General features: G+C 66.9%; 19 protein-coding genes. 8 read left to right on the top strand and 11 right to left on the bottom strand.

The features are described 5' to 3' along the window. The first annotated feature begins 188 nt into the window (after positions 1 to 188). From U9977_RS06990 to U9977_RS06980, 3 genes are all read left to right on the top strand, one after another. Positions 189 to 1,334, top strand: a complete 1,146-nt coding sequence (locus U9977_RS06990) for a hypothetical protein (RefSeq protein ID WP_322748361.1) — start codon at positions 189 to 191, stop codon at positions 1,332 to 1,334. Positions 1,335 to 1,571: 237 nt separating this feature from the next. Next, on the top strand, positions 1,572 to 3,668 hold the full coding sequence (locus tag U9977_RS06985; protein WP_322748360.1) for a phosphocholine-specific phospholipase C: 2,097 nt from the start codon (positions 1,572 to 1,574) through the stop codon (positions 3,666 to 3,668). 392 nt (positions 3,669 to 4,060) lie between these two features. Further along, positions 4,061 to 5,710 carry an alkaline phosphatase family protein gene (locus U9977_RS06980; protein ID WP_322748359.1) on the top strand — a complete coding sequence of 550 codons (1,650 nt, stop codon included), beginning with the start codon at positions 4,061 to 4,063 and terminating at the stop codon, positions 5,708 to 5,710. Positions 5,711 to 5,776: 66 nt separating this feature from the next. Here the strand turns inward: U9977_RS06980 and U9977_RS06975 are convergent, their stop codons facing one another. From U9977_RS06975 to U9977_RS06965, 3 genes are all read right to left on the bottom strand, one after another. After that, the gene (locus U9977_RS06975; protein ID WP_322748358.1) at positions 5,777 to 7,396 is read right to left on the bottom strand and encodes a metallophosphoesterase family protein; all 1,620 of its coding nucleotides are present in this window, start codon (positions 7,394 to 7,396) and stop codon (positions 5,777 to 5,779) included. Between the two features lie 140 nt (positions 7,397 to 7,536). Beyond that, positions 7,537 to 8,397, bottom strand: a complete 861-nt coding sequence (locus U9977_RS06970; RefSeq protein ID WP_322748357.1) for an ABC transporter permease subunit — start codon at positions 8,395 to 8,397, stop codon at positions 7,537 to 7,539. Beyond that, the gene (locus U9977_RS06965) at positions 8,394 to 9,332 is read right to left on the bottom strand and encodes an ABC transporter ATP-binding protein (protein WP_322748356.1); all 939 of its coding nucleotides are present in this window, start codon (positions 9,330 to 9,332) and stop codon (positions 8,394 to 8,396) included. Before U9977_RS06965 ends, U9977_RS06970 begins: the two co-directional genes overlap by 4 nt. A 230-nt stretch (positions 9,333 to 9,562) precedes the next feature. Between U9977_RS06965 and U9977_RS06960 the strand changes: the two genes are divergently transcribed. Then, positions 9,563 to 10,387 carry a DUF2127 domain-containing protein gene (locus U9977_RS06960; protein WP_322748355.1) on the top strand — a complete coding sequence of 275 codons (825 nt, stop codon included), beginning with the start codon at positions 9,563 to 9,565 and terminating at the stop codon, positions 10,385 to 10,387. A gap of 24 nt (positions 10,388 to 10,411) precedes the next feature. Here U9977_RS06960 and U9977_RS06955 read toward each other — a convergent pair whose 3' ends face one another. Then, positions 10,412 to 11,434 carry a DUF2278 family protein gene (locus U9977_RS06955; protein ID WP_322748354.1) on the bottom strand — a complete coding sequence of 341 codons (1,023 nt, stop codon included), beginning with the start codon at positions 11,432 to 11,434 and terminating at the stop codon, positions 10,412 to 10,414. Between the two features lie 149 nt (positions 11,435 to 11,583). Next, positions 11,584 to 11,976, bottom strand: a complete 393-nt coding sequence (locus U9977_RS06950; protein ID WP_322748362.1) for a DUF2237 domain-containing protein — start codon at positions 11,974 to 11,976, stop codon at positions 11,584 to 11,586. Positions 11,977 to 12,420: 444 nt separating this feature from the next. On the opposite strand from U9977_RS06950, the gene U9977_RS06945 reads away from it, so the two are divergent. After that, a complete protein-coding gene (locus U9977_RS06945; RefSeq protein WP_322748353.1) occupies positions 12,421 to 13,620 on the top strand; it encodes a septum formation family protein in 1,200 nt (399 codons plus the stop codon). A gap of 104 nt (positions 13,621 to 13,724) precedes the next feature. On the opposite strand, the gene U9977_RS06940 is transcribed toward U9977_RS06945, so the two are convergent. Both U9977_RS06940 and U9977_RS06935 read right to left on the bottom strand, forming a co-directional pair. Further along, complete coding sequence (locus U9977_RS06940; protein WP_322748352.1) at positions 13,725 to 14,963, bottom strand: glycoside hydrolase family 5 protein; 1,239 nt, start codon at positions 14,961 to 14,963, stop codon at positions 13,725 to 13,727. 269 nt (positions 14,964 to 15,232) lie between these two features. After that, positions 15,233 to 15,853 carry a TetR/AcrR family transcriptional regulator gene (locus U9977_RS06935; RefSeq protein ID WP_322748351.1) on the bottom strand — a complete coding sequence of 207 codons (621 nt, stop codon included), beginning with the start codon at positions 15,851 to 15,853 and terminating at the stop codon, positions 15,233 to 15,235. Between the two features lie 119 nt (positions 15,854 to 15,972). Here U9977_RS06935 and U9977_RS06930 point away from each other — a divergent pair, with 119 nt between their 5' ends. Together U9977_RS06930 and U9977_RS06925 are read left to right on the top strand one after the other, a co-directional pair. Next, the gene (locus tag U9977_RS06930) at positions 15,973 to 17,622 is read left to right on the top strand and encodes an FAD-dependent oxidoreductase (RefSeq protein WP_322748350.1); all 1,650 of its coding nucleotides are present in this window, start codon (positions 15,973 to 15,975) and stop codon (positions 17,620 to 17,622) included. 78 nt (positions 17,623 to 17,700) lie between these two features. Next, the gene (locus tag U9977_RS06925) at positions 17,701 to 18,672 is read left to right on the top strand and encodes a quinone oxidoreductase (protein WP_322748349.1); all 972 of its coding nucleotides are present in this window, start codon (positions 17,701 to 17,703) and stop codon (positions 18,670 to 18,672) included. A 57-nt stretch (positions 18,673 to 18,729) separates the two neighbouring features. Here the strand turns inward: U9977_RS06925 and U9977_RS06920 are convergent, their stop codons facing one another. The 4 genes from U9977_RS06920 to U9977_RS06905 all read right to left on the bottom strand — a co-directional run bounded on the left by U9977_RS06920 (position 18,730) and on the right by U9977_RS06905 (position 22,979). Further along, positions 18,730 to 19,812: a hypothetical protein gene (locus U9977_RS06920; protein ID WP_322748348.1), complete on the bottom strand. Its 1,083-nt coding sequence runs from the start codon at positions 19,810 to 19,812 to the stop codon at positions 18,730 to 18,732. A 159-nt stretch (positions 19,813 to 19,971) separates the two neighbouring features. Beyond that, a complete protein-coding gene (locus tag U9977_RS06915) occupies positions 19,972 to 22,128 on the bottom strand; it encodes an MMPL family transporter (RefSeq protein ID WP_322748347.1) in 2,157 nt (718 codons plus the stop codon). A gap of 328 nt (positions 22,129 to 22,456) precedes the next feature. Further along, positions 22,457 to 22,759: a type II toxin-antitoxin system PemK/MazF family toxin gene (locus tag U9977_RS06910; RefSeq protein WP_322748346.1), complete on the bottom strand. Its 303-nt coding sequence runs from the start codon at positions 22,757 to 22,759 to the stop codon at positions 22,457 to 22,459. Beyond that, a complete protein-coding gene (locus tag U9977_RS06905) occupies positions 22,746 to 22,979 on the bottom strand; it encodes a hypothetical protein (RefSeq protein WP_322748345.1) in 234 nt (77 codons plus the stop codon). The genes U9977_RS06910 and U9977_RS06905 overlap by 14 nt, the downstream gene beginning before the upstream one ends. Before the next feature lie 204 nt (positions 22,980 to 23,183). Here U9977_RS06905 and U9977_RS06900 point away from each other — a divergent pair, with 204 nt between their 5' ends. Continuing rightward, entirely contained in the window at positions 23,184 to 23,894 is a 711-nt protein-coding gene (locus U9977_RS06900; protein WP_322748344.1) for an IS6 family transposase, read from the top strand. Positions 23,895 to 23,939 lie beyond the last annotated feature (45 nt).

Raw genomic sequence — 23,939 nt, 5'->3', positions numbered from 1 at the left:
CGACCCCAGCTCCTGCCACCTTCGGCGGATAGCATAGTCGACGTTCATCATCGATCCGCCAGGCTCCGGCCCTATTTGTTATCATTTCCTTTGACCCGTACGGATGATTCATGCGGCAAGCAGGTACGGATAGGCCGCGGGTCGGTGTTTCGACCCGCGGCGACAGTGTGTGGTCACCCGGTATAGTCATGCTGATTCTGGCAGTCGCGGTGACCGGCGCTCGCCTGCTGGCGGTCGGGCACGGTGACATCAGCCGATTCGTGGTTGCCGGGCGTGCTCAGGTGGATCCGAGCGCCGCTCCGCCCGACCTGCATGTCTTTCCGGGCGGCGGGTACGACGGCCAGTTCGCCTACCGCCTGGCCCTGGCCCCATACGACCTCCGCGTGGACGCGCACGGAATTGTGATCGACTCACCACTGCGACTACAGCGCATTGCGTACCCCACGCTCAGCTGGCTAGTTGCCGCCGGGCGGTCGCAATGGGTCGCCGCCGCTCTGGTAGCCGTCAATATTCTGGCGCTGGCCGCACTCGGCCTTCTCGGGGGCATTCTGGCCCGTGACCACGGTCGACGCCCGCTGTGGGGTCTCCTGCTCGCGGGATTTCCCGGCTTCCTGTTCAGTCTCAGCCGTGATCTCACCGAGATCGTCGCCGCGGTCGGGGTAGTCGCTGGACTGCTCGCCTGGCGTCGACACCGCCCGACCGTGGCGGGCATGGCGTTCACCGTCGCGGTGCTCGCCAGGGAGACAGCCCTGCTGGCCGTCGTCGCGATGGCCGTCGGCCACCTCGCCGCATGGCGGCGGGGGGTATCCAGACCATGCGGAGCACGGGTCTGGGCACTGCCGATCATCACGTTCGGGCTGTGGCAGCTGGTGTGTGTCTGGAATGCCCATGGCGTCCCGATGCTCGCCGGCACCGGGGACAACATAGTCGCACCGTTGACCGGGCTGTTCCCGTCCGCAGTGGCATGGTTCGGTGACGTCACGAGACATCCCGGTGCGATGCTGCCGACCCTGCTCGCGATCCTCGCGCTGCTTCAGTTAGCAGCACTGGGCGTGACAGCCGGACTGGCCGTCGCGCGGCTCCATCCAACGACCGGACCAACAGGACCAACAGGAACCTTCGAGGTGCGGGTCGGGTTTGTACTCGCACTGTTGCTCGCCATTTCTCTGTCCGGTTTCGTGCTGCGCACCCCCGCATCCTTTCGCCAGCTTGTCGATCTCCACGTGTTCGCCGCAGTCGTCCTGTTGGGCACCGACGGCCGGCTCCGGATACCCGCCGCCGTTCTCGCCGCCGCGTGGGTGGGCACCGCGCTCGCGATGACCGTGGTCGTCTGAACCGGTCGTCTGAACCGGTCGTTCACAATGGTCCCGGGCCACCCGAAACGATCCGCGCTGCGCACCGGTAGCGGCCGACCAGAACGATATCGATCATGAAATCAGTTACGAGATCGTCTTCGTCCACGCTTCTCGGCGTTTTTCCCCATTCGCAGTGGCGCGTTCTCGATCATCTGGTGAAACTGTCCTCCGGACTCCCGCACGCAGGCGCCGCAGGCGCCGGAAGGCAGGCCGCTCATGACAAGCGTCAACCGTCGAAGACTCCTGCAGATTGCTGGCGGCAGCACCGCCATGTCCCTACTCTCGCCCAGCATCGCCCGCGCGGCGGAAATCCCGGCGAACCGCCGTACCGGCTCCCTGCGCGACGTGGAGCACATCGTCGTGCTGATGCAGGAGAACCGCTCCTTCGACCACTATTTCGGTACGCTGCGCGGCGTGCGCGGGTTCGGTGACCCGCGGCCGGTGGTCCTTCCCAGCGGCAAGCCGGTCTGGTATCAGTCCGACGGCACGAAGGACGTCCTGCCGTTCCGGCCGGACGCAGACAACCTGGGGATGCAGTTCCTCGAATCCATCCCGCACGACTGGAACAGCGGTCATCAGGCCTGGAACCAGGGCCGGTACGACCGGTGGGTACCGGCCAAAACCGACGTGACCATGGCCTACCTCACCCGGGAGGACATGCCGTTCCACTACGCGCTTGCCGACGCGTTCACAATCTGCGACTCCTACCACTGCTCGCTGATCGGCCCCACGGACCCGAACCGCTACTACATGTGGACCGGCTACGTCGGCAACGACGGAACCGGTGGTGGCCCGGTCATCACCAACGCCGAAGCAGGCTATTCCTGGACAACCTACCCCGAGCGGCTGGAGAAGGCCGGGGTCTCGTGGAAGATCTACCAGGACATCGGCGACGGCCTCGACGGACCCGGTGGCTGGGGCTGGATCGAGGACGCATTCCGCGGCAACTACGGCGACAACTCGTTGCTGTACTTCGACCAGTACCGCAATGCCAGCCCGGGCAACCCGCTCTACGACAAGGCCCGTACCGGCACCGACGTCAAGCACGGTGACGGCTATTTCGACATCTTCAAGGCCGACGTGCTGGCCGGCAAACTCCCCCAGGTTTCCTGGATTGTTGCCCCCGAATCGTTCAGCGAGCACGGGAACTGGCCGGTCAACTACGGCGCCTGGTACATCGCCCAGGTGCTGGACGCGCTGACCGCCGACCCCGCGGTGTGGAGCAAGACCGCGCTGTTCATCAACTACGATGAGAACGACGGTTTCTTCGACCACATCGTCCCGCCGTACCCGCCGTCATCCCCGGCGCAGGGCCAGTCGACCGCGGACATCAGCGGCGAGCTGTTCACTCCGTCCGGTGCCGACACACATGTCGCCGGCCCCTACGGTCTGGGGCAGCGGGTCCCGATGCTCGTCGTGTCGCCCTGGAGCAAGGGCGGCTGGGTATGTTCCCAGGTCTTCGACCACACCTCGGTCGTGCAGTTCATCGAGCAGCGTCACGGGGTCCACGAGCCGAACATCTCGCCCTGGCGCCGGGCGGTGTGCGGTGATCTGACCGCGGCGTTCGACTTCTCGCGGACCAACGCCAGGGTGGCACCGCTCCCGGACACCCATGGCTACCTTCCGCCGGACCAGAACAGGCACGACGACTACGTGCCGAAGCCGCCGACGAATCCGGCGCTGCCCCAGCAGGAACCCGGGCTGCGCCCCGCCCGGCCGCTGCCCTACGACCTGGCCGTCGACGGCCGGACCAACGCGGCCAAGAACCGTGTCCGGATCGACTTCAGCAACTACGGCAAAGCCGGCGCGAACTTCTACGTCACCTCCACGACCCAACCGGACGGCCCGTGGACCTACACCGTCGAGGCAGGACGGGCGCTGTCCGGAAGCTGGACCATCGCACCGGCCAACCAGGGCGCCTACGAGTTCTCGGTGCACGGGCCCAACGGCTTCTTCCGGCAGTTCATCGGACGTGTGGGCGTCGCGGGAGCGCAGGTGGACGCACGCCGCGGCGGGGACGACGGTGAACTCCGGCTGGTCCTCGGCAACAACGGCGCCACGTCCGTCCGGCTCACCATCACCGACACCTACAGCCCGGCCCACCCGGCCAGCTACCAGGTCGAGCCCGGCGCACACGTCGTCCACACCGCGGACATCCGGCACAGCAACTGCTGGTACGACCTGTCAGTGGTTTCCGACCGGGACAGCACCTTCCTGCGTCGGCTGGCGGGCCACGTCGAGACAGGCGCGGCCAGCACGAGCGAACCGGCGATCGGCGCGACCGGAGGTGGCCAACACCACGGTCGCCCATAAGAACGCCCGGCAATAGGGGCGTGGATCAAAGAGCGAGACTGGGGCAGGTAGATCGCGAAGCGGAGGAGGAAGGCACCCCGCCTCCAAACGAAGATCATCTGATCGTGCCCTGACTGATCGTGTCGACCCATCCGCGGCGTCCGCGGGTGGGTCGTTCTTAATACCATTCAGGCGGCCAAGGCATGAGCTCGCAAGGCTACCTGTTCTTTGCGAGACAAACGCCGGCATTACGTCTTCTGGTCCACGCTCGGCGCGGCGCCCGCATACTCTTCCTTCCGACTGCCCGGTGGAGGCAGCCAGTAGGCCGAAGATCACGCGAATACGATTATTTTCGCGCGGCCGGAGACCCCAAGCAGTCCAGGAAGCGTGGAGGAAATGTGCGAAGAGGACAGGTGATCCGGGCCGTTCTCGCAGCAGGCGCGACCGTGGCGGTCGGACTCGGAATGGCTCCGGGAGCACTTGCCAACCCACAAGATCACGGGGGGCTCGGGCGGCATGGTCCGGTTCTCGGTGGGTACAAGCACCTCGTTGTGATCTATGAAGAGAATCACAGCTTCGACAATCTCTACGGCCAGTGGGGCACAGTGGGCGGCCAGCGGGTCGACGGTCTGAGGTACGCGGACCGGTCGCGCACGGCCCAGGTCACACAGGACGGCAAACGCTACACCTGTCTGTTGCAGAACGACGTGAATCTGACGGCGCCCAGCCCATTGCCCACGGCCTGTGTGGACGCGGCGAACGGGGTTCCGGTGAGCCATTTCCCGAACAAACCGTTCACGATCGACAGATACATTCCGGCGGATGCCAGAACCTGCCCGGCACCCGGGGTCGAGCCGGACGACGGTGTCCTCGCGAACAGCCCCGGCAGCGAGCCCGGCGGTTGCACCCGTGACCTGGTGCATCGTTTCTACCAGGAGCAGTATCAGATCAACGGGGGAAGGCAGAACCGCTACGTCACCGGCAGTGACGCGGTGGGCCTGACCATGGGCGTCTACCGCACCACCTCACTGCCGATCTACACGTACCTCCACAGCCCGGGTGCCCCGAACTACGTGATCGCCGACCGCTTCTTTCAGGCGGCATTCGGTGGCTCATTCCTGAACCACCAGTTCCTGGTCGCCGCGCGGGCCCCGATCGACACGAGCGCCGGTTCAGGCGGCGCGCACGCGAACCTGCACTCGGTCGTGGACGCGAACGGATTCCCCAACAGCTACCCGCTGTACAAACCGACCACCACCGGTGTGAAGGACGGACAGCTGACCCAGGTGTGCGGCCCGAACGCCGATCCCACGGTGGCATGCGGCGACTATGCGGTCAACACCATCCAACCGACGAGCCCACCGCACAGTACGAGCACAATCCGACTTCCGCTGATCGACGACGTCACATATCCGAACATCGGTGACCGGTTGAGCAGTGCCGGTGTTTCCTGGAACTGGTACTCCGGCGGTTGGGACGACGCGGAGGCCGGACATCCCGGCTCCCTCTTCCAGTATCACCACCAACCGCTCAACTACTTCGCCGCCTACGCCCCGGGACAGCCGGGCCGTGCCCATCTGCAGGACGAGACCAGGTTCATCGCGGCTGCGAAAAACGGCACGTTGCCGACCGTGAGTTTTGTCAAACCCTATGGCGCGGAGAACGAGCACCCCGGGTACGCCAGCGAACCGGACGGGAGCGACCACCTCGTCAACCTGCTCAGGACGATCGAAACCGGGCCGGAAGCCAAGGACACACTTGTCGTGGTGACCTATGACGAGTTCGGTGGCCAGTGGGACCACGTCTCCCCGCCCGGCCAGGGCCGCTCCACCCGGGGCGTTCATGACCAGTTCGGACCGGGGACCCGCGTCCCCGCACTGGTGATAAGCACGTCCCTGCCGCACTCCGGCGTCGACCACACCGTCTACGACACGACGTCCATCCTGGCGACCATCGAACGCAGCCTGGGGCTCAAGCCGCTCACCAGCCGGGACGCGCAGGTCGCGGACCTGTCCGGGGCACTGCGCGCCGCCGGTGTACGCCCAGGTCGACGCACCAGCTAACGATCATCTCAGGCATCACGCCAAAGGGCGTGCGACCAACCACCATCGCACGCCCTTTGGCCGGTGCTAACCGTCCATCCCGTGCCGGTGGTTGCGCGGACGTACAAGGGTGAACCGGTCGAGTTCGGTGTAGCTGGACGAACCCGCCGCGGCACCGAAGTGACTGACGGTGATCGTCGTCTTTCCGCCGGGCGCGTTGGGCTCGACGTCGAACGAGGCGAAGCCGTACGGGGTGGCAAGGTCGCGGTAGGCCGACCACGGCGCGGGTTCGGTCGTGGTCAGGGCCCGGTGCTGCGTCGTCGGGCTACCGGCCGCGACGTCGTAGATCACGACGCCGTCGTGGGGTGCGTCGAAAGAGGCAGGCGGGGTGAAGGCGGGATGCCCGCCGCCACCAATGATCATGTGTACGGTACCGCGGGTCGTGTCGATGACCGTGGCGTCGTCGGCCTGCGGTGCCGGCGTGAGCAGCGAACTGCCGGGCAGGATTCCGCGCACGGGGAAGGTCCGTTCGAAATGGTGCTCGTGACCGCCGAGCACCAGGTCGACGCCGTACTTGTCGAACAACGGCACGAATTCCTGCCGGATGCCGAGGTCCGCTCCGTTGAAGTGGGCGGAGGACATCGCGACCTGGTGCATGAACACCACGATCCAGTCGATGTCACGGTCGTGCCGCGCCGCCGCCAGCGTCCGTTCGAGCCAGGCCCGCTGCTCGCCCTGGCTGTAGCCGTGGATGTATGGGTTGGAGCCGGCGCTGGCATACGTCGGGACGTGGTCGCGGCGGTAACCGCTGAAAGCGCCGTCCTGAAGACACACGTCGTCATTGTTGATCGAAATGACCCGAACCGATCCGACGGTGAAGGCATACCAGTTGCCGGCGAAGTCGGGGACCTTCGAGTCATTGCACGGAAGGGCGAACCGGGTCTGGTAGGCGAGGTAGCCCTGCGGACCGTTGCCGACCTCGTTCTCGTGGTTGCCCGCGCATGGCATCCACGGACGGTTGCGCGCGGAACGCATGTTGTTGTTGAAGAAGCTGCGCCAGGTCCCCACCGGGTCGTCGCTGACGTTGGCATAGCACAGGTCGCCGTTGACGAGGTGGAACAGCGGGTCGAGTGCCTCGACCGCGTCCACGATGTAACCGGAGTTCGCCGACCACGGGCCGAGGCCCTGTCCGACCGCCGCCGGTACGGCCTGGTCGCCGAAGCTGGTGAAGCGGAACCGCTTGCGTCCGCGCGGTGCGGTGCGGAACGTACCTTCCACCGGCGGGGCGCCACGGTGGTGCACCGCGTAGGTGAAGTCGGTGTCGGACGCCAACCGGTCCAGCTCGGCGTGGTACGTCCAAACCGTCTGCCCGGTCAGTGCCTCGACATAGACGCGCTCCTGCGCATCGACACTCGTCCCGAAGCCCGAACCGTGCCGCCCCAGGCGCAACCGCGGTTGGCTCACCCGCTCCGGCGTCGCCCACGACACCGTGATCTGGCTGGCCGCATCCGTGCCGAACTGGACATGCAGCTGCTCCGGGGACGGCGCGCCCGCGACCGTCGGTTGGCGTACCAACTCGGCCGCAACGCCCGGACGTTCCAGCAACGGCACGGCGGCGGCGGTGAGGCCCGCCACCCCGGCTGCGCGCAGGAGCGCACGGCGCCCCAACGCCGGCTGCGATCGGGCCACAGAAGGTTCCTCGCTCATGCTGATTCCTCCCCGTTGACACGTCGGTACGGCCTCCCGGCCGCGCCTGTGCGCATCCTGATCGCCCTAGCTGTCCGCGGGGCCAACACAGAGCGAAGGTCGGTGACCACCTGCGTGAGCGGTGGTCACCGGGACGTCATTCAGGCGTCCCGGCGCTGCAGCAGGACGGCGGCACCGGCAAGAGCCAGCAGGGCATACCCGCAGAACAGCGCGAGCCCGGTCCACGGTGACAACGCGGAGGAATCGTGCACCACATTGAGGATCGACTGTCCGGCGTTGCTCGGCAGGTACCTGTTGATGTGGTCCTGCCAGTCCGACGGCAGGAAGTGCACGATGATCGGAAGTATCAGGAGCAGCGCGAACAGGGTCGCAATCCCACCGGCGGTGCTACGTAGCAGCGCACCGAGGGCGACACCCAGCACACCGACGACCGTCAGGTACATACCACCGCCGATCACCGCGGTGAGGACACCGGGGTGCGACAGCGTTGTGGAGATGTGCTTGGACGCCAGCATCGCCTGGCCACCGGTGAACGCCACGAACGACGCGACGGTCATCAGCACAAAGGTGACCACGGCGAAAACCACCGCCTTGGCCCACAGCACGGGCAGCCGCCTGGGTACCGCGGCCATCGTCGCGCGGATCATGCCGGTGGAGTACTCGCCACTGACGATCAGGACGCCGAGCACCCCGACAGCGAGCTGGGCGAGGAAGATTCCGCTGAGGCTCGTCAAGGTGGGATCGAAGAAAAGACGCTCGCCCGGATTCTCCTCGTCCCAGTGGCTGGCGCGCCCCCATGAGATGAGGATGCCGAGCCCGATTGTGACCGCCAGCGCGGCAAGCAGCGAGTATCGGGTTGACCGAAGCGAGTGCAACTTCGTCCACTCCGAGCGGATGACCCGCAGCTGGGTCACCCGCACCGCCGGTTCGCTCTGCGCCTGCATGCCTGTCTGCGCCTGCGGGCCGCTGCCGCCCGTGCCGGCGTCGGTCACCGCGGTCATGACGGGGTTCCCATCGCGGACTGTGCGGTGGGGACGTCGGCATGATATTCGACGCTGTCCCGGGTGAGATCCATGAACGCTTCCTCCAGTGACGCCTGCTGCGGCGTCAGCTCGTACAGCACGATGCCGTTCTCCGCCGCTGTCCGCCCGACCTGATCGCTGGTGAGACCGGTGACCACCAAGGTGTCCGACGCGCTGGTCTCGACCGTCACGTCCGCGCTCACGAGCAGATCGCGCAGGCCGGACGCCTGCGGCGAACGGACCTTCACGGTGTTGGCCGACGCGCTGTGGATGAAGTCCGCAACGGAGGTGTCCGCGATCAACCGACCACGGCCGATCACGATGAGGTGCTCGGCGGTCAGCGCCATCTCGCTCATCAGGTGCGAGGAGACGAACACCGTCCGGCCCTCCGCCGCCAGCCCCTTGAGCAGATTGCGGATCCACCGGATGCCCTCCGGGTCCAGGCCGTTCACCGGCTCGTCCAGGATCACGGTCGAGGGGTCGCCCAGCAGCGCGGACGCGATCCCCAGGCGCTGACCCATCCCGAGGGAGAAGCCACCCGCCCGTTTGCGGGCGACCTCCCGCAGACCGACCAGGTCGATCACCTCGTCGACCCGGCGTCGGGAGATCCCGTGCGTGTGCGCGAGCGCCAGCAGATGGTTGGCGGCCGACCGGCCGGTATGGACCGATCGGGCCTCCAACAGCGCCCCGACCTCACCCAGCGGAGCCGAAAAATCACGGTAGCGACGGCCATTGACCGTGACACTGCCGCTGGTGGGCTCATCCAGGCCGATAATCATTCGCATGGTCGTCGATTTGCCGGAACCGTTCGGCCCCAGGAAACCCGTCACCACCCCCGGCCCGACAGTGAAGCTCAGGCCGTCGACCGCCGTCTTTTTCCCGTAGCGTTTTGTCAGTCCTTCGACCTCAATCACAGTGCGCCCTCCATGGCTTCCGGATGCTAGCGACCCCACTGACATTACGGTCCGCCGGTACCTCCACCGACACGTCCACCTACACGTCCACCGAGTGCCCTAAAGTCGATCTTCCGCCGCTCGTCACCACACCGTCGATCATTCAACTGCCGAGCTGACGGAAATCCGACGGCAGGCCCGCTTCACTGGACCTATGCCTGGCAGGCCGCCGACATCTACGATGTGCGGTCGTGGAGTGGAATCTGCGGACCTGCGCCCGTAAGGGCCATACCACCTACCGCCCGGATGAACCGGCTTTCGCCGACCGGCTGAGAGCTCAGACCCCGGTCGGGCTGGCTTGGCGGTGCCTGCGCTGCGGCGACTTCGTCCTCGGTGATCCGGTTGCGTCCGGACCGGCACAGGACGCGCCGGTCCTGCTGCGCGGCCGGGCACTGCGCGACGCGACGGTGCTGCGGCTGCTGGCGGTGGAACGCATCGTGCGCGCGATACTGCTGATCCTGGTCGGCTACGCCGTGCTGCGGTTTCGCCGGTCCGAGGCTGACATCCAGGAGCTGTTCGACAAGGCGATCCCGGCCGCGAAGCCACTCGCCTCGGTCCTGCACCTGGACCTGGACAACAGCCCGACGATTGAACACCTACGGCACCTCATTCACACCAAACCGAGCACCCTGTTGCTGGTAGCCGCCCTGCTGTTCGGTTATGCGGTCATCCAGATCGTCGAGGGCGTGGGACTGTGGCTGCTGCAACGGTGGGGGGAGTACTTCGCCGTCGTCGCCACCTCGATCTTCCTCCCCTTGGAAGTCTACGAACTGACCGACCGAATCACCGTGTTGCGAGTCGGGGCTCTTGTCATCAACCTGGCAGCCGTCATATACCTGGTTTCCACCAAGCGCCTGTTCGGGGTACGCGGCGGCCGGGCGGCATTCGAGGCGGAACGGCACAGCGCGTCCCTGCTGGAGGTCGAGCAGTCGGCTGAGCTGCCCGATTGTGAACGACCCCGATATGAACTGTCCGAGGGTGAACTGCCCGATCGCGAGCCGTCCGGTAACCCCTGATTCGTCAATTCCTGAAACTGTTTCTCAGAAGACGACGGTACGTCCCTCCTCGGCTACATCCGCGGCGGTATAGGAGACACCGTCGACTTTCAGGCCGTCGCGGTCGAGGAGACTGATGATGCCACCGCGGTTACCGAGCGCCGCCGGTGGCGCGAGCGGTATCCGGCGGGTTTCCCCGGCCGACAACACGCCGTCGATGACGGCGAAACGGTGGCCGTCCCGGTCCGCGATCGACCATCCGGCGAGATCTACCGGCGCCACCCCGGTATTAAGGACGGTGACTGTTTCAGCTTCGGGCGCCGGGCCGACGGGGTTGACCAATGCGGCGACGATGCGGAGCAAATGATCGGGTGCGCCGGGCGTGGGCCGCCCGGGCGGGGGTGGGGTGATCCGCGCGAGGGTATGACCGGTGGTGTCGTCGGTGTGCCATGCCTGGGACTGGAATGCAAGGAAAACTGCGACCCACTGTTCTGCAGCGGGAAAATGGATGAGGATTGCACCGTCCTGCCACACCCCGTCATCGCTGGTGAACCGGCCGCTGTTGCCCTGATTCATATGGATGTCGTGGATGCCGTCACCTGGGGAGAACCCGAACACCTTGTCCGGTTTCCCCTCTTCCGGACCCCATCGCTGACCGAAGGCGTAGAGCCTGCTGTCCGGGTCACGGCTCGCCCGCAGCACATAGTGGTCGAGCTTGTCGGCAAGATCGTTGTCCGGGCCGGCGAGATCCGGCGGAAGGGTACGCATCGTCAGTCGGTCGAACAGATTCCCGCGGATGAAGTCGAGCGCCGCGCCACCCGGCTTGCTCGGTACCGCGGTGAACCCGTCCGCCACCGCATCCAGCTCGGCCAGCATCGGATGCCGGAAATCCTCGTCGGCCACGTACAACAGCTCTGACGGGGGCAGCGCCGAAAGGACGTTGACCGCCACTCGGAAGTCCACGCCGCCGCCACGGACGTGGATCTGGTAGTGCGGGGTGTTTTTCCCGCCTTCCCGTCTCCGGTCAGCGACCCGACCGGCAACAACACCATAATCCGACAGCGGCATCAGACCCCCACAATCTCTCCGCGCGACGGAGCCTATTGGAAGCTGTTTTAAATCTTGGCGGAAACGGAGCGCGTCAGAACCGTAACACTGCCGGCCGGGAATGGCTGTCGTATACGCGACGGCGTCACGCCGACGCCGGGAACGAACAGTCAGCCGAGCGAGCCAGGGTCGGCGGGCACGTCCACTGCATGTTTCCGGAGCGCCTCGAGCGGGACGATGTCCAGGGCTCGGGAGTGCGTGGCGGCCAGGACAACGGGCGCCGCAGCGCCGGCTTCATAGGCCTGCAACCACCGGGACGCAACCACACACCATCTGTCCCCCGGGCGCAGGCCAGGAAAATGGTATTCTGGCCGAGGTGTTGTGAGATCATTCCCGACCTGTCGCTGGTGCTGCAGGAACTCGGTTGTCACAACCGCACATACAGTGTGACTACCAAGATCTTCAGGACCAGTGCTGCAGCAGCCGTTGCGGAAGAAACCTGTCACGGGGTCGCTACCACAGGCCTCCAGTTTTCCGCCGAGTACGTTTCGTTCGTCCGCCACTGCCACCGTCTCCCATCCCCCCGGCCGTCGGTCATCGATTCCGTCGGCACGGATGACTTGCGTTGCCCTTGACCTGAGTGCCCAGCGACCTGCACCGGGTCGCGAGCCGTCCGACAACCCTACCGGCGGCCGACCCACGCCGATTGCAGAGTCGGCGTACCGGCGAACCGACAGGGCTACCAGACATCACAGCCGGCAGCCGCGACGGTCACCCGGTAGACGACATCGGGCCCGGATGATGCCCGAGATAGCAGTGGTTCCGCCGATTCACGATGCATCGTGCGTGTAGAGTCCGGCGTCGGATGTGCGCACCGGGTAGCCGACAGGCCTGGTCGGCTGCCGTCGAGGACGACCTCTACGGGGGCACCACGATCCACCGGCAGTCGGTGACACTCGCTCATAACACGACCATGATTGTTGGGTAGTTCGGGGAGGCCGACGACCGTGTCCAAGGACGACAAGCCGAGGGACGCGAAGGACGACGACCCGTTCGCCGGGCTGGTTCTCGACGCCGACTTCGTCGCTGGAGCGACGACCTACGAGGCGCCCGCCCGGACCCGCGACGCGGTCGCCCGGTACGGAGCCGCGACTGGACCAGCTCAGACACGGTCACCGCGTAATCGGGTCGGACGTCGCCGGGCGAACCCATTGCGGCGCCGCGGGCTCGTCGCGGCGGTGATCGGCGTCGCCCTGTTGCTCGCGGGCGGCTATGCGATCGTTCGAGCGGGCGGCGGTCCATCCCCCGAATCGGGTGCTACCTCATCCAGCGCTACCTCGACCGGGCAATCGCCGGCCGGGTCACCAACCGCAGGCCCGAGCGCAGCCACGGTCGACCTCGGCAGGCAGTCCTACGCCCGTGGGCACTGCTACACCTGGAATCAGGACATCACCCACCCGAACGTGGACGAGGTGTCCTGCGCATCGCCGCACCTGTTCGAGGCGATCAAGGCGACTGACATCGCCTCGGACTACATCCCCGGTAGCGCCTACCCGACCGACGCACGCTGGACGATGATTACGGATCGCTACTGCGGACCGATCTCGCGCGACTTCCTCGGTTACCCGCTCGACCCACACGGCCGGTTCGTGACCAGCATGATAAGGCCCACCCGATCTGGTTGGGGCGCGAACGACCGGAGGCTGGTATGCGGACTGATTGCCGCTGGTCACCGCTCCGCCCCGAACCGGGATATCCCATTCACCGGGCTGGTCGAGGGCGCCGATCAGGCATGGATTTATCCCGCCGGAACGTGCCTGGAACTGACCGAGACCGAGGACAAGGGTGAGGTTCCGTGCAGCGCGCCGCACCAGGCGGAAGCTACCGGAACAGCCACCCTGCCCAACACCTCGAACGGCGAGCCCCCGTCGGATGCCGCCTTCGCCGATCTCGTCGGCACCCGCTGCGATGCGGTGGCCACCCAGTTCCTCGGGCGGGCCTTTGCGCGGACCTCGACCATGCAGGTCGGCTGGCTCACGATTGCCGCCGACAGCTGGCGTGCCGGCACCCGCACCTTGACCTGCACAATCAGGTTCACGGACGCGGCGGGCCGGTTGGCCGCGGTCACCGGCGAACTGACCCGTGGTGCCACAGCCGGTGCCGGGACCGTCATGACCTCATTGCGGTCGGTATCGGTATCGGCCTGAGTCAACCTTCGTCACACCCGACTGGCGTCCCCGATGACCAGAGGACTCCAGCCGGGCGAGATCGCGCCGCAACGGTCACCCCGTCACGGTGTTCGCTCAGATTGTTATGCCCCCTGGTCGGCCTTCCACCAGTAACCCTTGCTCGTGGCGTCCTTCCGAAGGTCGGGCAGGATGGTACTGATGTCGTTCTCGGTGTCGGTGATGTTCCAGCCGACCCACGAGATGCCCTGCCGCTCGAACACCTCGGCCGTCCAGCGGGAACCGTCGAAGGACGTCGCCTCCGCCACAACTCCCGCAGGCCCCATGAACTCGGTGCAGATGACCGGGTAGGAGGCCTTCAGCTTGACCCACGGCTGCGAGCTGGTCTCCCAGTATGCGTGGAAGCCGACCGACGTCTTCGACCAGTCGACGACCCCGTCAAACTGGCTGGCGATGCTGAGCATGGTCGGCGGTGAGTCGGCCCCGTAGTTGGCCGGCACGGCGAACGACAGGATGACTATGTGGGTGTCCGGAGCCTTCGACCGGATCAGCCGGTAGATCTCCTTCTGGTCGGCGATGTTCTGCGCCGTGTAGTCCGCAGGACGCCAGGTGACCGGCTCGTTGTACAGCTCGTAGAGCACGTTCGTCCGATTCGCATAGCGTGGCGCGATTGCACTCCAGAATGTACGCAACCGTTCGATCGTGTACTGCTCGTTGGCGTCGGCCGCCAGAGCGGAATGATAATCGATCATGACGTACATTCCGTGGGCGTCGGCCTTCGCGATGATTTTGTCCAGGTAGGCGGTGATCTGGGCCATCGTCGGCGACTCGGCCGCCTCGTTGAAGGAGACTGCGACCCGCACGGCGTTGAGATTGCTGGCCTTCAGGGTCGTCCAGAACGCGTCGCCGGTGGCAGCTTCACGGGCCCACAGGACTTGCGAGGCGCCGGACGAGTAGTTCAGGTACCACAGGGTGCCCGCCCGCAGCAGGGTCCCCTGGTCGGTCACCACGGTGTTGTTCCGTACCTGTACCCGGCCACGCGCACCGGCTACCACCGTCGTCGAACCGCCTGTCGGTACCGGCGGCACGGGCTTGGCGCTAGCCGTCGGAACAGGGACACCAGCAGTGGTGGACGGGGTGGCGGTCGTACTCCCGGGCACGGACGGCGTCGTCGGTGGCCGGGTGCCGGTGGTCGCTCCGCCCGGCCCGACCGCGGCCGCGGCGGTCGGCGAGGGAGTCGGTGGCCCGGCTACCTGGGTTGACAGGGGTCGGCACCCCAGCGCCACGAACAGCAACGCGAACAGGAGCACCGGCAGGTATACCGGCCTCTTCCGACGATGAGCGTGGTGCGTCGTAATGGACATACCGTCTTCCGATCTTCGTCGGGGCCATAGCAATCAGTAGCATGTCAAGCGTTCTGCGCAACATGACTACAACACCCGGCCGACTCTTCCTCCCAAGCAACCCGCGACCACCCAGCCGCAGCTACCCAGGCGGCCCCTCCGCCGACCCTCGGTAATCGTGTCAACCCCAGATCGATCGGTCCACATAATTGGGCGTCAATTGACCAAATCAAGCGGATGCGTTTTCCAAGCGTCGGCTCGAATCGGCTCGGCACTCCCTCGCCCGCGGGTCAGCCGCGGCGCAAGCGTCCAATCATGGTGAGCTCGTCGCGGATGGCCCTGCGCTGCCTGTCAGGGGTCCAGTGATCCGGGTCGAACAACGCCTGGGTGCCGATGCCGTGCACGAGCAGCAGCAGACGAGAGGCCGTGTGCTGGCTCTCGTCCGGGTCGAGACCGTTGTCATCGCCCGTCTCGCAGCCCGTCTCGCAGCCCATCTCGTCGTCAAGGACACGCCTGATGCGGGCACGCGCGGTCCGCACGCGCTCGCGCTGCTCAGCGGCAAGTTCCGGGTCGAAGGCTGCGATCCCCCAGAAGGCGAACCACAGCCGCCAGTCCTTGCGGCGGTCGTCGTCGAGGGGAAGCAGCGTTTCGAGACAGGCCTGCATCGGCTGCCCGTCGGTGCCCGTGACCGCGAGGAAGCGGGCGAGCGACCGGGCCGAAGCCGTCCGATAGGTGGACAGCAGCAGGTCCCGCTTGCCGGTGAAGTAGTGACTGACGATCGCTGTGCTACAGCCGGCGGCCTCAGCCACCTGACGGAACGTGAGCGCGTCCACGCCGCGGCTGGCCACCAGGTCGGCGGCGATCGCCGCGACCTGGTCACGACGCAGATCATGATCAATATATCGGGGCATTGACAGCGATGCTAACTGGATATACAACGACTGTCATATTACGGGCGTCACATAAAAACTCATCCGACGTGACGGCGTCTGCCGGCCGGGTGCCCGAGATCTCAGGAAGGGACACGGACATGGAGGTCTTCGACGTCGTCGTGCTCGGTACGGGTGCCGCCGGCTTGACCGCCGCGCTGGCCGCGCATGACGGCGGGGCGAGCGTGGGCCTGTTCGAAAAGGCCTCGCAGGTCGGCGGGACGTCGGCCTGGTCCGGGGGGATGGTCTGGATACCCGGCAATCCCCACCTGGGCGCCCTCGGCCTGACCGACAGCCGGCAGGAGGCACTGACCTACCTGGAGTCGCTCTCGCACGGGCTGGTCGATCCCGCGCTCGCGGCCGCATACGTCGATACCGGGCCCAAGGTGATCTCGTGGCTGGAGGAAAGGACGCCAGCCTCATTCACGATTATCAAGGACTTCCCCGACTACCACCCGCAGCATCCCGGCGCGAAGCCCGGGGGCGGACGCTCGATGGAGTGCCCACTGTTTCCCTTCGATCAACTCGGCCCGTGGGCTGACCGGGTGAGCGTGGGTTACCAGCTGAGCGGCAACATCATGATGAGCGAGACCTCGCTGGGCCGTGGCGCACCGGGCGGTGTTGCGACGCAGGAGATGGCCCGCCGGCGGGTCCACGACGAGCGCGGCGCCGGCCAGGGGCTGGTCGGCGCCCTGCTGCGTGGCTGCCTGGACCGCGGCATCGAGCCGCGGACCGAGAGCCGGGCGCAGGCGCTGGTCGTCGAGGCAGGTCGGGTGGTCGGCGCACGGTTCGAGGCGGCCACCGGCCCCTTCGAGGTCGGAGCGCGAGGCGGAGTCGTTCTCGCCACCGGCGGCTTCGAGCATGATCCGAAGCTGGTGCGCGCATTCGTCCGCGGCCCGCTCGACCGCGCCGTGTCCGTCCCGACCAACACCGGTGACGGCCTGCGGATGGCCATGCGCATCGGCGCGGACCTGAACAACATGCGGGAAGCCTGGTGGGTGCCGACGATCGACGTCGTGCATCCGGTGGCCGGCGTCGTGCCCTGGCAGGTCAACGGCGAGCGGTCCAGACCGCACTGCATCATGGTCAACCGCGCCGGACGACGCTTCACCAACGAGGCCGCGAACTACAACGCGTTCGGAGCGGCCTTCCACGTACTCGACGTCTCCACCTTCGAGTACGTCAACCACCCCGCCTGGATGGTTTTCGACCACCACTACCTCACCCGTTACGGTCTCGCCGGGCACCGCCCGCCCGCGTCCACGCCCGCCTGGATCATCCAGGCGTCGACCGTCACCGGGCTCGCCGACGCCATTGGCGTTCCCACCGAAACGCTGGCGGCGACCGTCTCCCGCTGGAACGAGCACGCCGGCCACAGCGCCGACCCCGACTTCGGCCGGGGCGACAGCGTCTTCGACCGGTGGTGGGGTGATCCGGCCTTCGGGGACAGCGCCGCGGCAACGATCGGCCCGCTGGACACGGCGCCCTTCTACGCCGTGCAGGTCCACAGCGGCACGCTCGGGACCAAGGGCGGACCGCGGACGGATCCCGACGCCCGGGTCCTCGACGTCGACGGCCGGATCATTCCCGGTCTGTACGCGGCGGGCAACGCCATGGCGTCCGCCATGGGTATGACATACGGCGGTGCCGGCGGCACGCTCGGCCCGGCCATCGTCTTCGGGTATCTGGCCGGGCGCGACGCCGCCGCCAGAGTGCACCCCCACGCCGTTGGTGGCGACCTCGCGGGTTGACCGCACCCTGGAACCGTCGCCGGCATGGGAACGCGATCCGGACAGGCGGTTTTCGGCGGCAGCCGTGAGGATGTACGCATGCGCGCAGTCGTTGTCAGAAAGCACGGCGGACCGGCTGTCCTTGAGGTGAGCGACCGGGACGCCCCGCACGCCGGTCCCGGCCAGCTGGTCGTCGACGTCGAGGCGGCCGGCGTCAACTTCATGGACATCTACCAGCGAGAGGGCAACCCGCACTACGTCGGGGATCTACCCTACGTTCCCGGCGCCGAGGGCGCGGGCACCGTGGCGACCGTCGGGCCGGGCGTCACCGGTTTCACCGAGGGCGACATGGTCGCGTGGACGGGCGTGCCGGGCAGCTACGCCGAGCAGGTCGCCATCCCCGCCGACCGGGCCGTCCCCATCCCGGACGGGGTCGCGCCGCGGCTGGCCGCAGCCGTCATGTTGCAGGGCATGACCGCCCACTATCTGGCCAACAGCACCTACCCGGTCGCGGCCGGAGACCCCGTGGTCGTGCACGCGGCGGCCGGCGGGGTGGGTCTGCTGCTCACCCAGATGGTCAAGATGCGTGGTGGGATCGCCGTCGCCACCACCTCAACGGCTGACAAGGCCGAGCTCGCCCGCCACGCCGGAGCGGACCACGTCACCGATTACGAGGACTTCGCCACCGTGGTACGAGAGGTCACCGACGGCGTCGGCGCGGCTGTCGTGTACGACGGCGTCGGCCGGGCGACCTTCGACGAGGGCCTGTCCGCCCTTCGTCCACGCGGCTACATGGTCCTCTACGGCGCGGCCAGTGGGCCGGTTCCTCCGCTCGAGCTGCAGCGCCTCGCCGGCGGCGGGTCGTTGTTCGTCACCCGCCCGACGCTTGGCCACTACATCGCCAGCCGTGATGAGCTGCTGAGCCGAGCTACTGATCTTTTCAACTGGATCGCGCGGGGCCAGCTGGAGGTCCGCATCGGCGGCACCTATCCACTCGACGGCGCCGCCCGAGCACATGACGACCTCGCCTCCAGACGCACGACCGGAAAGCTGCTTCTGCTGCCCCGTTAGCGCTCGGGGGACTGCGGCCTCCGGGCCTCCGGGCCACCGGGTCACCGGGTCACCGGGTCACCGGGTCGGTTTGCGCATGATCAGCGGCGGTAACCTGAAGTCGATCAGCGATCGATCGGTGGACCAGGGAGCGTACGGCGCCTGCACAAGCATGCCAAGGGCGATCAGCGGACGGTCGTAGTTGACCCGCCAACCGGCCCAGTCCCGCCATGCCTGGTCCCGGTCCGCCCGGACGGGCAGGCCGGTGTCGGCGAAGCCGTCGACGACCACATCCCACTCGTTCCGGGTAATGCTGATCGGGTCTTCCGGCCGCGGATCGGGCGAGTACGAGATCATGAAAAAGTCCGCGATGCGCCGTAGCGCCAGGTACCCCGACCGGATACACAGCTCGGCTTCGATGTCCCGGGGGACGTCCAGGACCGCGGTGAGGAAGGCTGCGGAGTCGAGTACGGCGCCGGCGGCGGTGATCCAGGAATGGTCGGGCTGGGGTGATCGGAAGAACACCAGTACCGAAAACGATGTATGGGTCTCCTCGATGTCGACGAACCACATCTCCATCTCGCCCCAGGTCGTGGTCAACCGGTCGAACCGCTCAAGGCGCCATGCACGGGTGAGTAACTCGAAACCCGTGGGAGGGGTCCCGGCCCGGACCTCGAGCTTGGCGACCATGGCCTCCCGCCGGCTGAAGGAGCCGTAGATCGCCGGCAGAAAAGAGATCAACAAGGTGACCAGCAGAAGGCCGATCGAAGCTTCGACGAAGGCGAGCCCGATCGACAGCATCCCCTGCGGCGCGTCGAATCCCAGCGTGAACAGGGATGATCCTGACATCCTGAACGCGTCGCCGAGGCCCCGGGTCGGCTCCGCGGCCCACTGGGCGAGGACGAAACCCCCGTAGACCAGCAGCAGCCAGGACTGCAGCAGGAACAGCAGGGCGAACGGACCGTAGTTGGCATACACCCGGTCACGTAGGTCATACGTCGGGGCACGGCCCACCCGGAGCCGGAAGGCCCACCGCACCAGCACGAACACGAACCGGCTGAGCCGGGAGGGGACCCCGCGGGGCAGCACGGTCGTACGTACCGCCGACAGCACGGTGGCGATGACGACCGCCAGACCGGCGAGCACGCCCACAATCCTCACAGCGATCACTGCGAAAGCCAGGCGCGCATGACACCGCCGTCAATGATCACTATCCGCGGGCCGAGGTGGAAGGTGCTTCAGGTTATACCAAGCGTCCGTCGGTCGAGACGCCCATGCGGCGCGCGGCTCAGCCTGCTTTCCGATCGTGGCCCAGACGGCTCAGGCAGCCTCTTCACGCCGCGCGGGCGGCCGGCGCGGCGGCACGGATACGGCCCCCGGCGTCCGCCGCGTCGGGAACCACCAGTTCCAATCGCCGAGAAGCTTCATCATCGCCGGGACGACGACAAGACGGACGATGGTCGCATCGACCAGGATGGCGGTGGCCAGGCCCACGCCGAGTTCTCTGGGTGAGGTACCCGCGGCAAAGGCGAATGAACCGAAAACGGTGACCATGATGAGTGCGGCAACCGTGATCGTCCGAGCGCTGGCGGCCAGACCCTGCCCGACGGCGGTGGCATTGTCCGCGCCGGCAAGATACCGCTCGCGGATGCGGGTCAGGAGAAACACCTCATAGTCCATAGACAGGCCGAAGACAATCGCCAGAAGCAGGACGGGCACGATCGAGTCGATATACCCGGGCGAGGAGAAACCGAGCCAGTCGAGCCAACCCCACTGGAATATCGCGACGAGGACCCCATAGGCCACGCCGACCGAGAGAATATTCATTATGACGGCTTTGAGGGGCAGCAGCACACTGCGGAAGAGGAAAATCAGGACTAGATAGGAGAAAACCAGAATGAAGAGAACAATCTTCCAGAGATCCCCGAAGATGGCTCGGTCCATTGCGGCTTCAAACGAGGTGGTACCACCGATGTCCGCGTCCTTTCCGCTGAGGGCCGTCACCGTGGCGAGCAGGGCGCGGGCCTGGTCCGATTCGGGGTCGGCGGCGGGGGTGACCTCGACGAGATAGTGCCCGGCGAAAGCGACCGGCGGCGCAACGGCGGCGACCCCGTCCAATCGGCCGACATCCGCGGCGATCCGGTCAGCCGCCTCCTTGCCGGAGACGACGAGTTCCATCATTCCCAGCGCGCCCGGTCCGGCCAGCGCCATGAGCTGGCTGGTGGCCAGCCGGACTTCCGCGTCGGGAGGAAGCTGCTCCAGGGCACCGTTGCGGGTGTGGATGCTCAACAGCGGGCTTGCCGCAAGGAGCAGGACCGCGACGCCGGCAACGAGGAAGGCGGCGGGCCGACGCATGACCATCCCGGCCCAGCCCACCCAGAATCCGCCGTCACCATCGGTCAGTCGTTGCGGGACGTGTCGTTGCGGGACGCGTCGTCGCCGGATGCGTAGCGGGAAACGGATGCGTAGCCGTTCGATCCGGGGTCCGGCCAGGGCGAGCAGCGCGGGCAGCAGGGTGGTTGTGGCCAGGACCGCGACGCCGACGACGATGATCGCCCCGGCCGCCATGGAACGGATCGCGTTGACGTTGACGAACAGGAGGCTGGCCAGCGACACGATGACGGTCGCACCCGAGTAGACGACCGCCGTGCCGGCGCTCGCGAACGCGCCACGCAGTGCCTCACCGCCATCGCACCCGGCACGCAGTCGGGCCCGGTAGCTGGCAACCACGAACAGGCAGTAGTCGACGGCAACCCCGATCCCGACCATCGACGCGATGTTGGTCACGTAGATCGAGATCTCGAACGAGCCCGCGAGAAAATAGATCGCCGCTCCGGTCACGGCAACAGCGACCAGGCCCAGCGCTATCGGGGTCAGCGCGGCCAGCAGCGTCCCGAACGCGGCAAGAAGAATGAGAAGCATCAGCGGGAAGCTGACCGTCTCAGCCCGGACAACCTGCTTCCTGGAGACCTCCTGGAAATTCGACCACATCGCCGCCTCGCCGACCACCCGCGTCGACACGCCCGCGCGATCGGCGACCAGCGCCCGGCGGAGCTCGGCCGCGAAGTCGAAGATTCTTTCCTGTTCGACCGCGCGCAGGGGAACGAGTGCGGCGCGTCCACCGTCAAAGCGCTGGACCGGACCACCCGAAAGCAGCCTTGGATAGCGCCGGAGCTCGGTGGCAACCTCTTCCAGCCGGTCGTCGACAGCGGCGTTGTTCGTGCCCTGGACAAATACGGCGAGTGGTTCGCCCTCCCGGCCGGGAAACTCCTTCAGCCTCTCCATCGCCAGTGCGGACGAGCTGCCGGGAACGTCCCAGCCGCTGCCGGAGAGGCGGTGGGTCTGCATCGCGGCGAGCGGCACGGCGACAATGAAGAGCACGAGCCAGACTCCGATGAACAACAGCCTCCGACGTGCGACGAAACCGGCAAGAATACCGAGGAACCGCTCAATACGCCCAGACCGAGCGTTGCCCACGACTTTCCCCCTTTCGGCTGTCGTGACACCGACCACCGGGTCCGGGCGTGCAGAGCGGATTTCCGCACAAACGAGGATGCGACCGCCCAGCTTGCGGCACCCGTCCTCGGACGCTTGTGATTCCGCGTCCTGCCCCCGGGGAGTCTGCCATCGCGGGCCGCGGTCCAACGTCACCCTCGACCGGCGTTTCACCGCCCGGCGGCGGACGGCTCAACCCGACTCCCCTCCGGTGAACTCCCGCGCCCCGCCGCCATCACCAGCCGGAAAGCGCTCCTACCAGCTGCGAGATGATCGAGGCGGCCGCGTGGAGGTGCGGCCGCGTGGAGGCTCAATGCCCGAGGATGCGGCGGAGGATCTGGTCGACGCGCTGCCACGCCTCTGCCGGAATGGGCCCGAGCCGGTGAGACAGGCCAGCGGTCGGGATCCACGCGATCAGCTCGGGTAGCACCGTGCCGGGGATCGGATCGGTGATCCCCGCATCGGCGGCGTAGTCGTCGTGAGGCAGGGGATCGCCCGGAATGACGGGGCAGGTGACCACTCGCCCGGTGCCGGCACTGTTGTACATGTCAGCCGACACGATCAGTACGTAGACCGGTGCGTCGGCCCGCGCCCACACCTCACCCTGTTGCACGCTGGCGCAGCTCCTCCAGGCGGGCGTACTCGCCGTCCAGATACGCCGGTGTCATGCCGAGAGCAACGTTGCGCTCCTGCTGCCGAACAAACCGAGTGGTCCAGATGGACTCCGTCAGGGTCTTGTCCACCCAGGCCGACAAAGTGAGCCCCGCGGCGGCGGCCTGGGCGCGGGCCTCCGCCAGCGTCGCGGTCCGCACAGACACGTTGAGATTCGGCATGTTACACAGCATAAGGCGGTCCATCGCAGGCGTCCTCAGTCCTCCAGCCGCCCTCGATGCAGCTGACGCTCCCACCCAGGGGCACCGAGTAGAAGGAGGGAAGCGACGGCTTCCCATTGATCATTTTCGACCTTCTCTCTCGATCAGGCACTGTTGCGTTGGCGAAGTCCGCCATCTCGGCTACCGATCAGTCATGATCAGAGGATGCGTCGACGTCGTGTCCGTCCACCGGTTCCGACGTCGGAGTTCGCCGGGTTCCGCTTCCCTCCCGAGGTGATCGTCCTGGCGGTGCGGTGGTACCTGCGCTACGCCTTGTCCTACCGGGATGTGGAGGAGCTCCTTGCCGAGCGTGGCCTGGTCGTTGATCACGTGACCGTCTACCGGTGGGTGCGCCGGTTCACCCCGCTGCTGATCGACGCGGCCCGGCCATGCCGGCACACACCGGGTGATCGTTGGTTCGTCGACGAAACGTATGTGAAGGTCGCCGGACGATGGACCTACCTGTACCGGGCCGTCGACCAGTTCGGCCAGGTCATCGACGTGCTGGCCTCCGAGAAGCGGGATCTCGCCGCGGCCCGCCGGTTCTTTACCCGCGCCCTGTCCCACGGCCGGCGGCCCGTCGAGGTGACCACCGACCGGGCCGCCTCCTACCCACGAGTCCTCGACGAACAGCTCCCCGCCGCTCATCATGTCGACGACCAGTACGCGAACAATCCGATCGAGGCCGACCACGGCCGGTTCAAGGCACGACTACGGCCGATGCGCGGCCTGAAACGCCTCCGCTCCGCACAGATCATCGGCTCCGGGCACGCGTTCGTGCAGAACATCCGCCGCGGCCACTACGAACTGGGCGTCGATGCCGACCCCCGGAACCGGCTGACGGCTGCCTTCACCGAGCTCACCCTGGCCATCTGACCGCCCGCCCGAGACGGCTCCACCACGCCCCGCCTCCGCCCAATG

The organism is Protofrankia sp. Cas8 (assembly GCF_963555845.1).
Classification (GTDB): domain Bacteria; phylum Actinomycetota; class Actinomycetes; order Frankiales; family Frankiaceae; genus Protofrankia.
This window is presented reverse-complemented; position numbering and strand designations above follow the sequence as displayed.

What these genes read in the sequence shown, in the direction of transcription:
- U9977_RS06990 (WP_322748361.1), top strand. Translation starts at nt 189, where the DNA reads ATGCTGATTCTGGCAGTCGCGGTGACCGGCGCTCGCCTGCTGGCGGTC.
- U9977_RS06985 (WP_322748360.1), top strand. Translation starts at nt 1,572, where the DNA reads ATGACAAGCGTCAACCGTCGAAGACTCCTGCAGATTGCTGGCGGCAGC.
- U9977_RS06975 (WP_322748358.1), bottom strand. Translation starts at nt 7,396, where the DNA reads ATGAGCGAGGAACCTTCTGTGGCCCGATCGCAGCCGGCGTTGGGGCGC.
- U9977_RS06970 (WP_322748357.1), bottom strand. Translation starts at nt 8,397, where the DNA reads ATGACCGCGGTGACCGACGCCGGCACGGGCGGCAGCGGCCCGCAGGCG.
- U9977_RS06955 (WP_322748354.1), bottom strand. Translation starts at nt 11,434, where the DNA reads ATGCCGCTGTCGGATTATGGTGTTGTTGCCGGTCGGGTCGCTGACCGG.
- U9977_RS06940 (WP_322748352.1), bottom strand. Translation starts at nt 14,963, where the DNA reads ATGTCCATTACGACGCACCACGCTCATCGTCGGAAGAGGCCGGTATAC.
- U9977_RS06935 (WP_322748351.1), bottom strand. Translation starts at nt 15,853, where the DNA reads ATGCCCCGATATATTGATCATGATCTGCGTCGTGACCAGGTCGCGGCG.
- U9977_RS06930 (WP_322748350.1), top strand. Translation starts at nt 15,973, where the DNA reads ATGGAGGTCTTCGACGTCGTCGTGCTCGGTACGGGTGCCGCCGGCTTG.
- U9977_RS06925 (WP_322748349.1), top strand. Translation starts at nt 17,701, where the DNA reads ATGCGCGCAGTCGTTGTCAGAAAGCACGGCGGACCGGCTGTCCTTGAG.
- U9977_RS06905 (WP_322748345.1), bottom strand. Translation starts at nt 22,979, where the DNA reads ATGCCGAATCTCAACGTGTCTGTGCGGACCGCGACGCTGGCGGAGGCC.
- U9977_RS06900 (WP_322748344.1), top strand. Translation starts at nt 23,184, where the DNA reads ATGCGTCGACGTCGTGTCCGTCCACCGGTTCCGACGTCGGAGTTCGCC.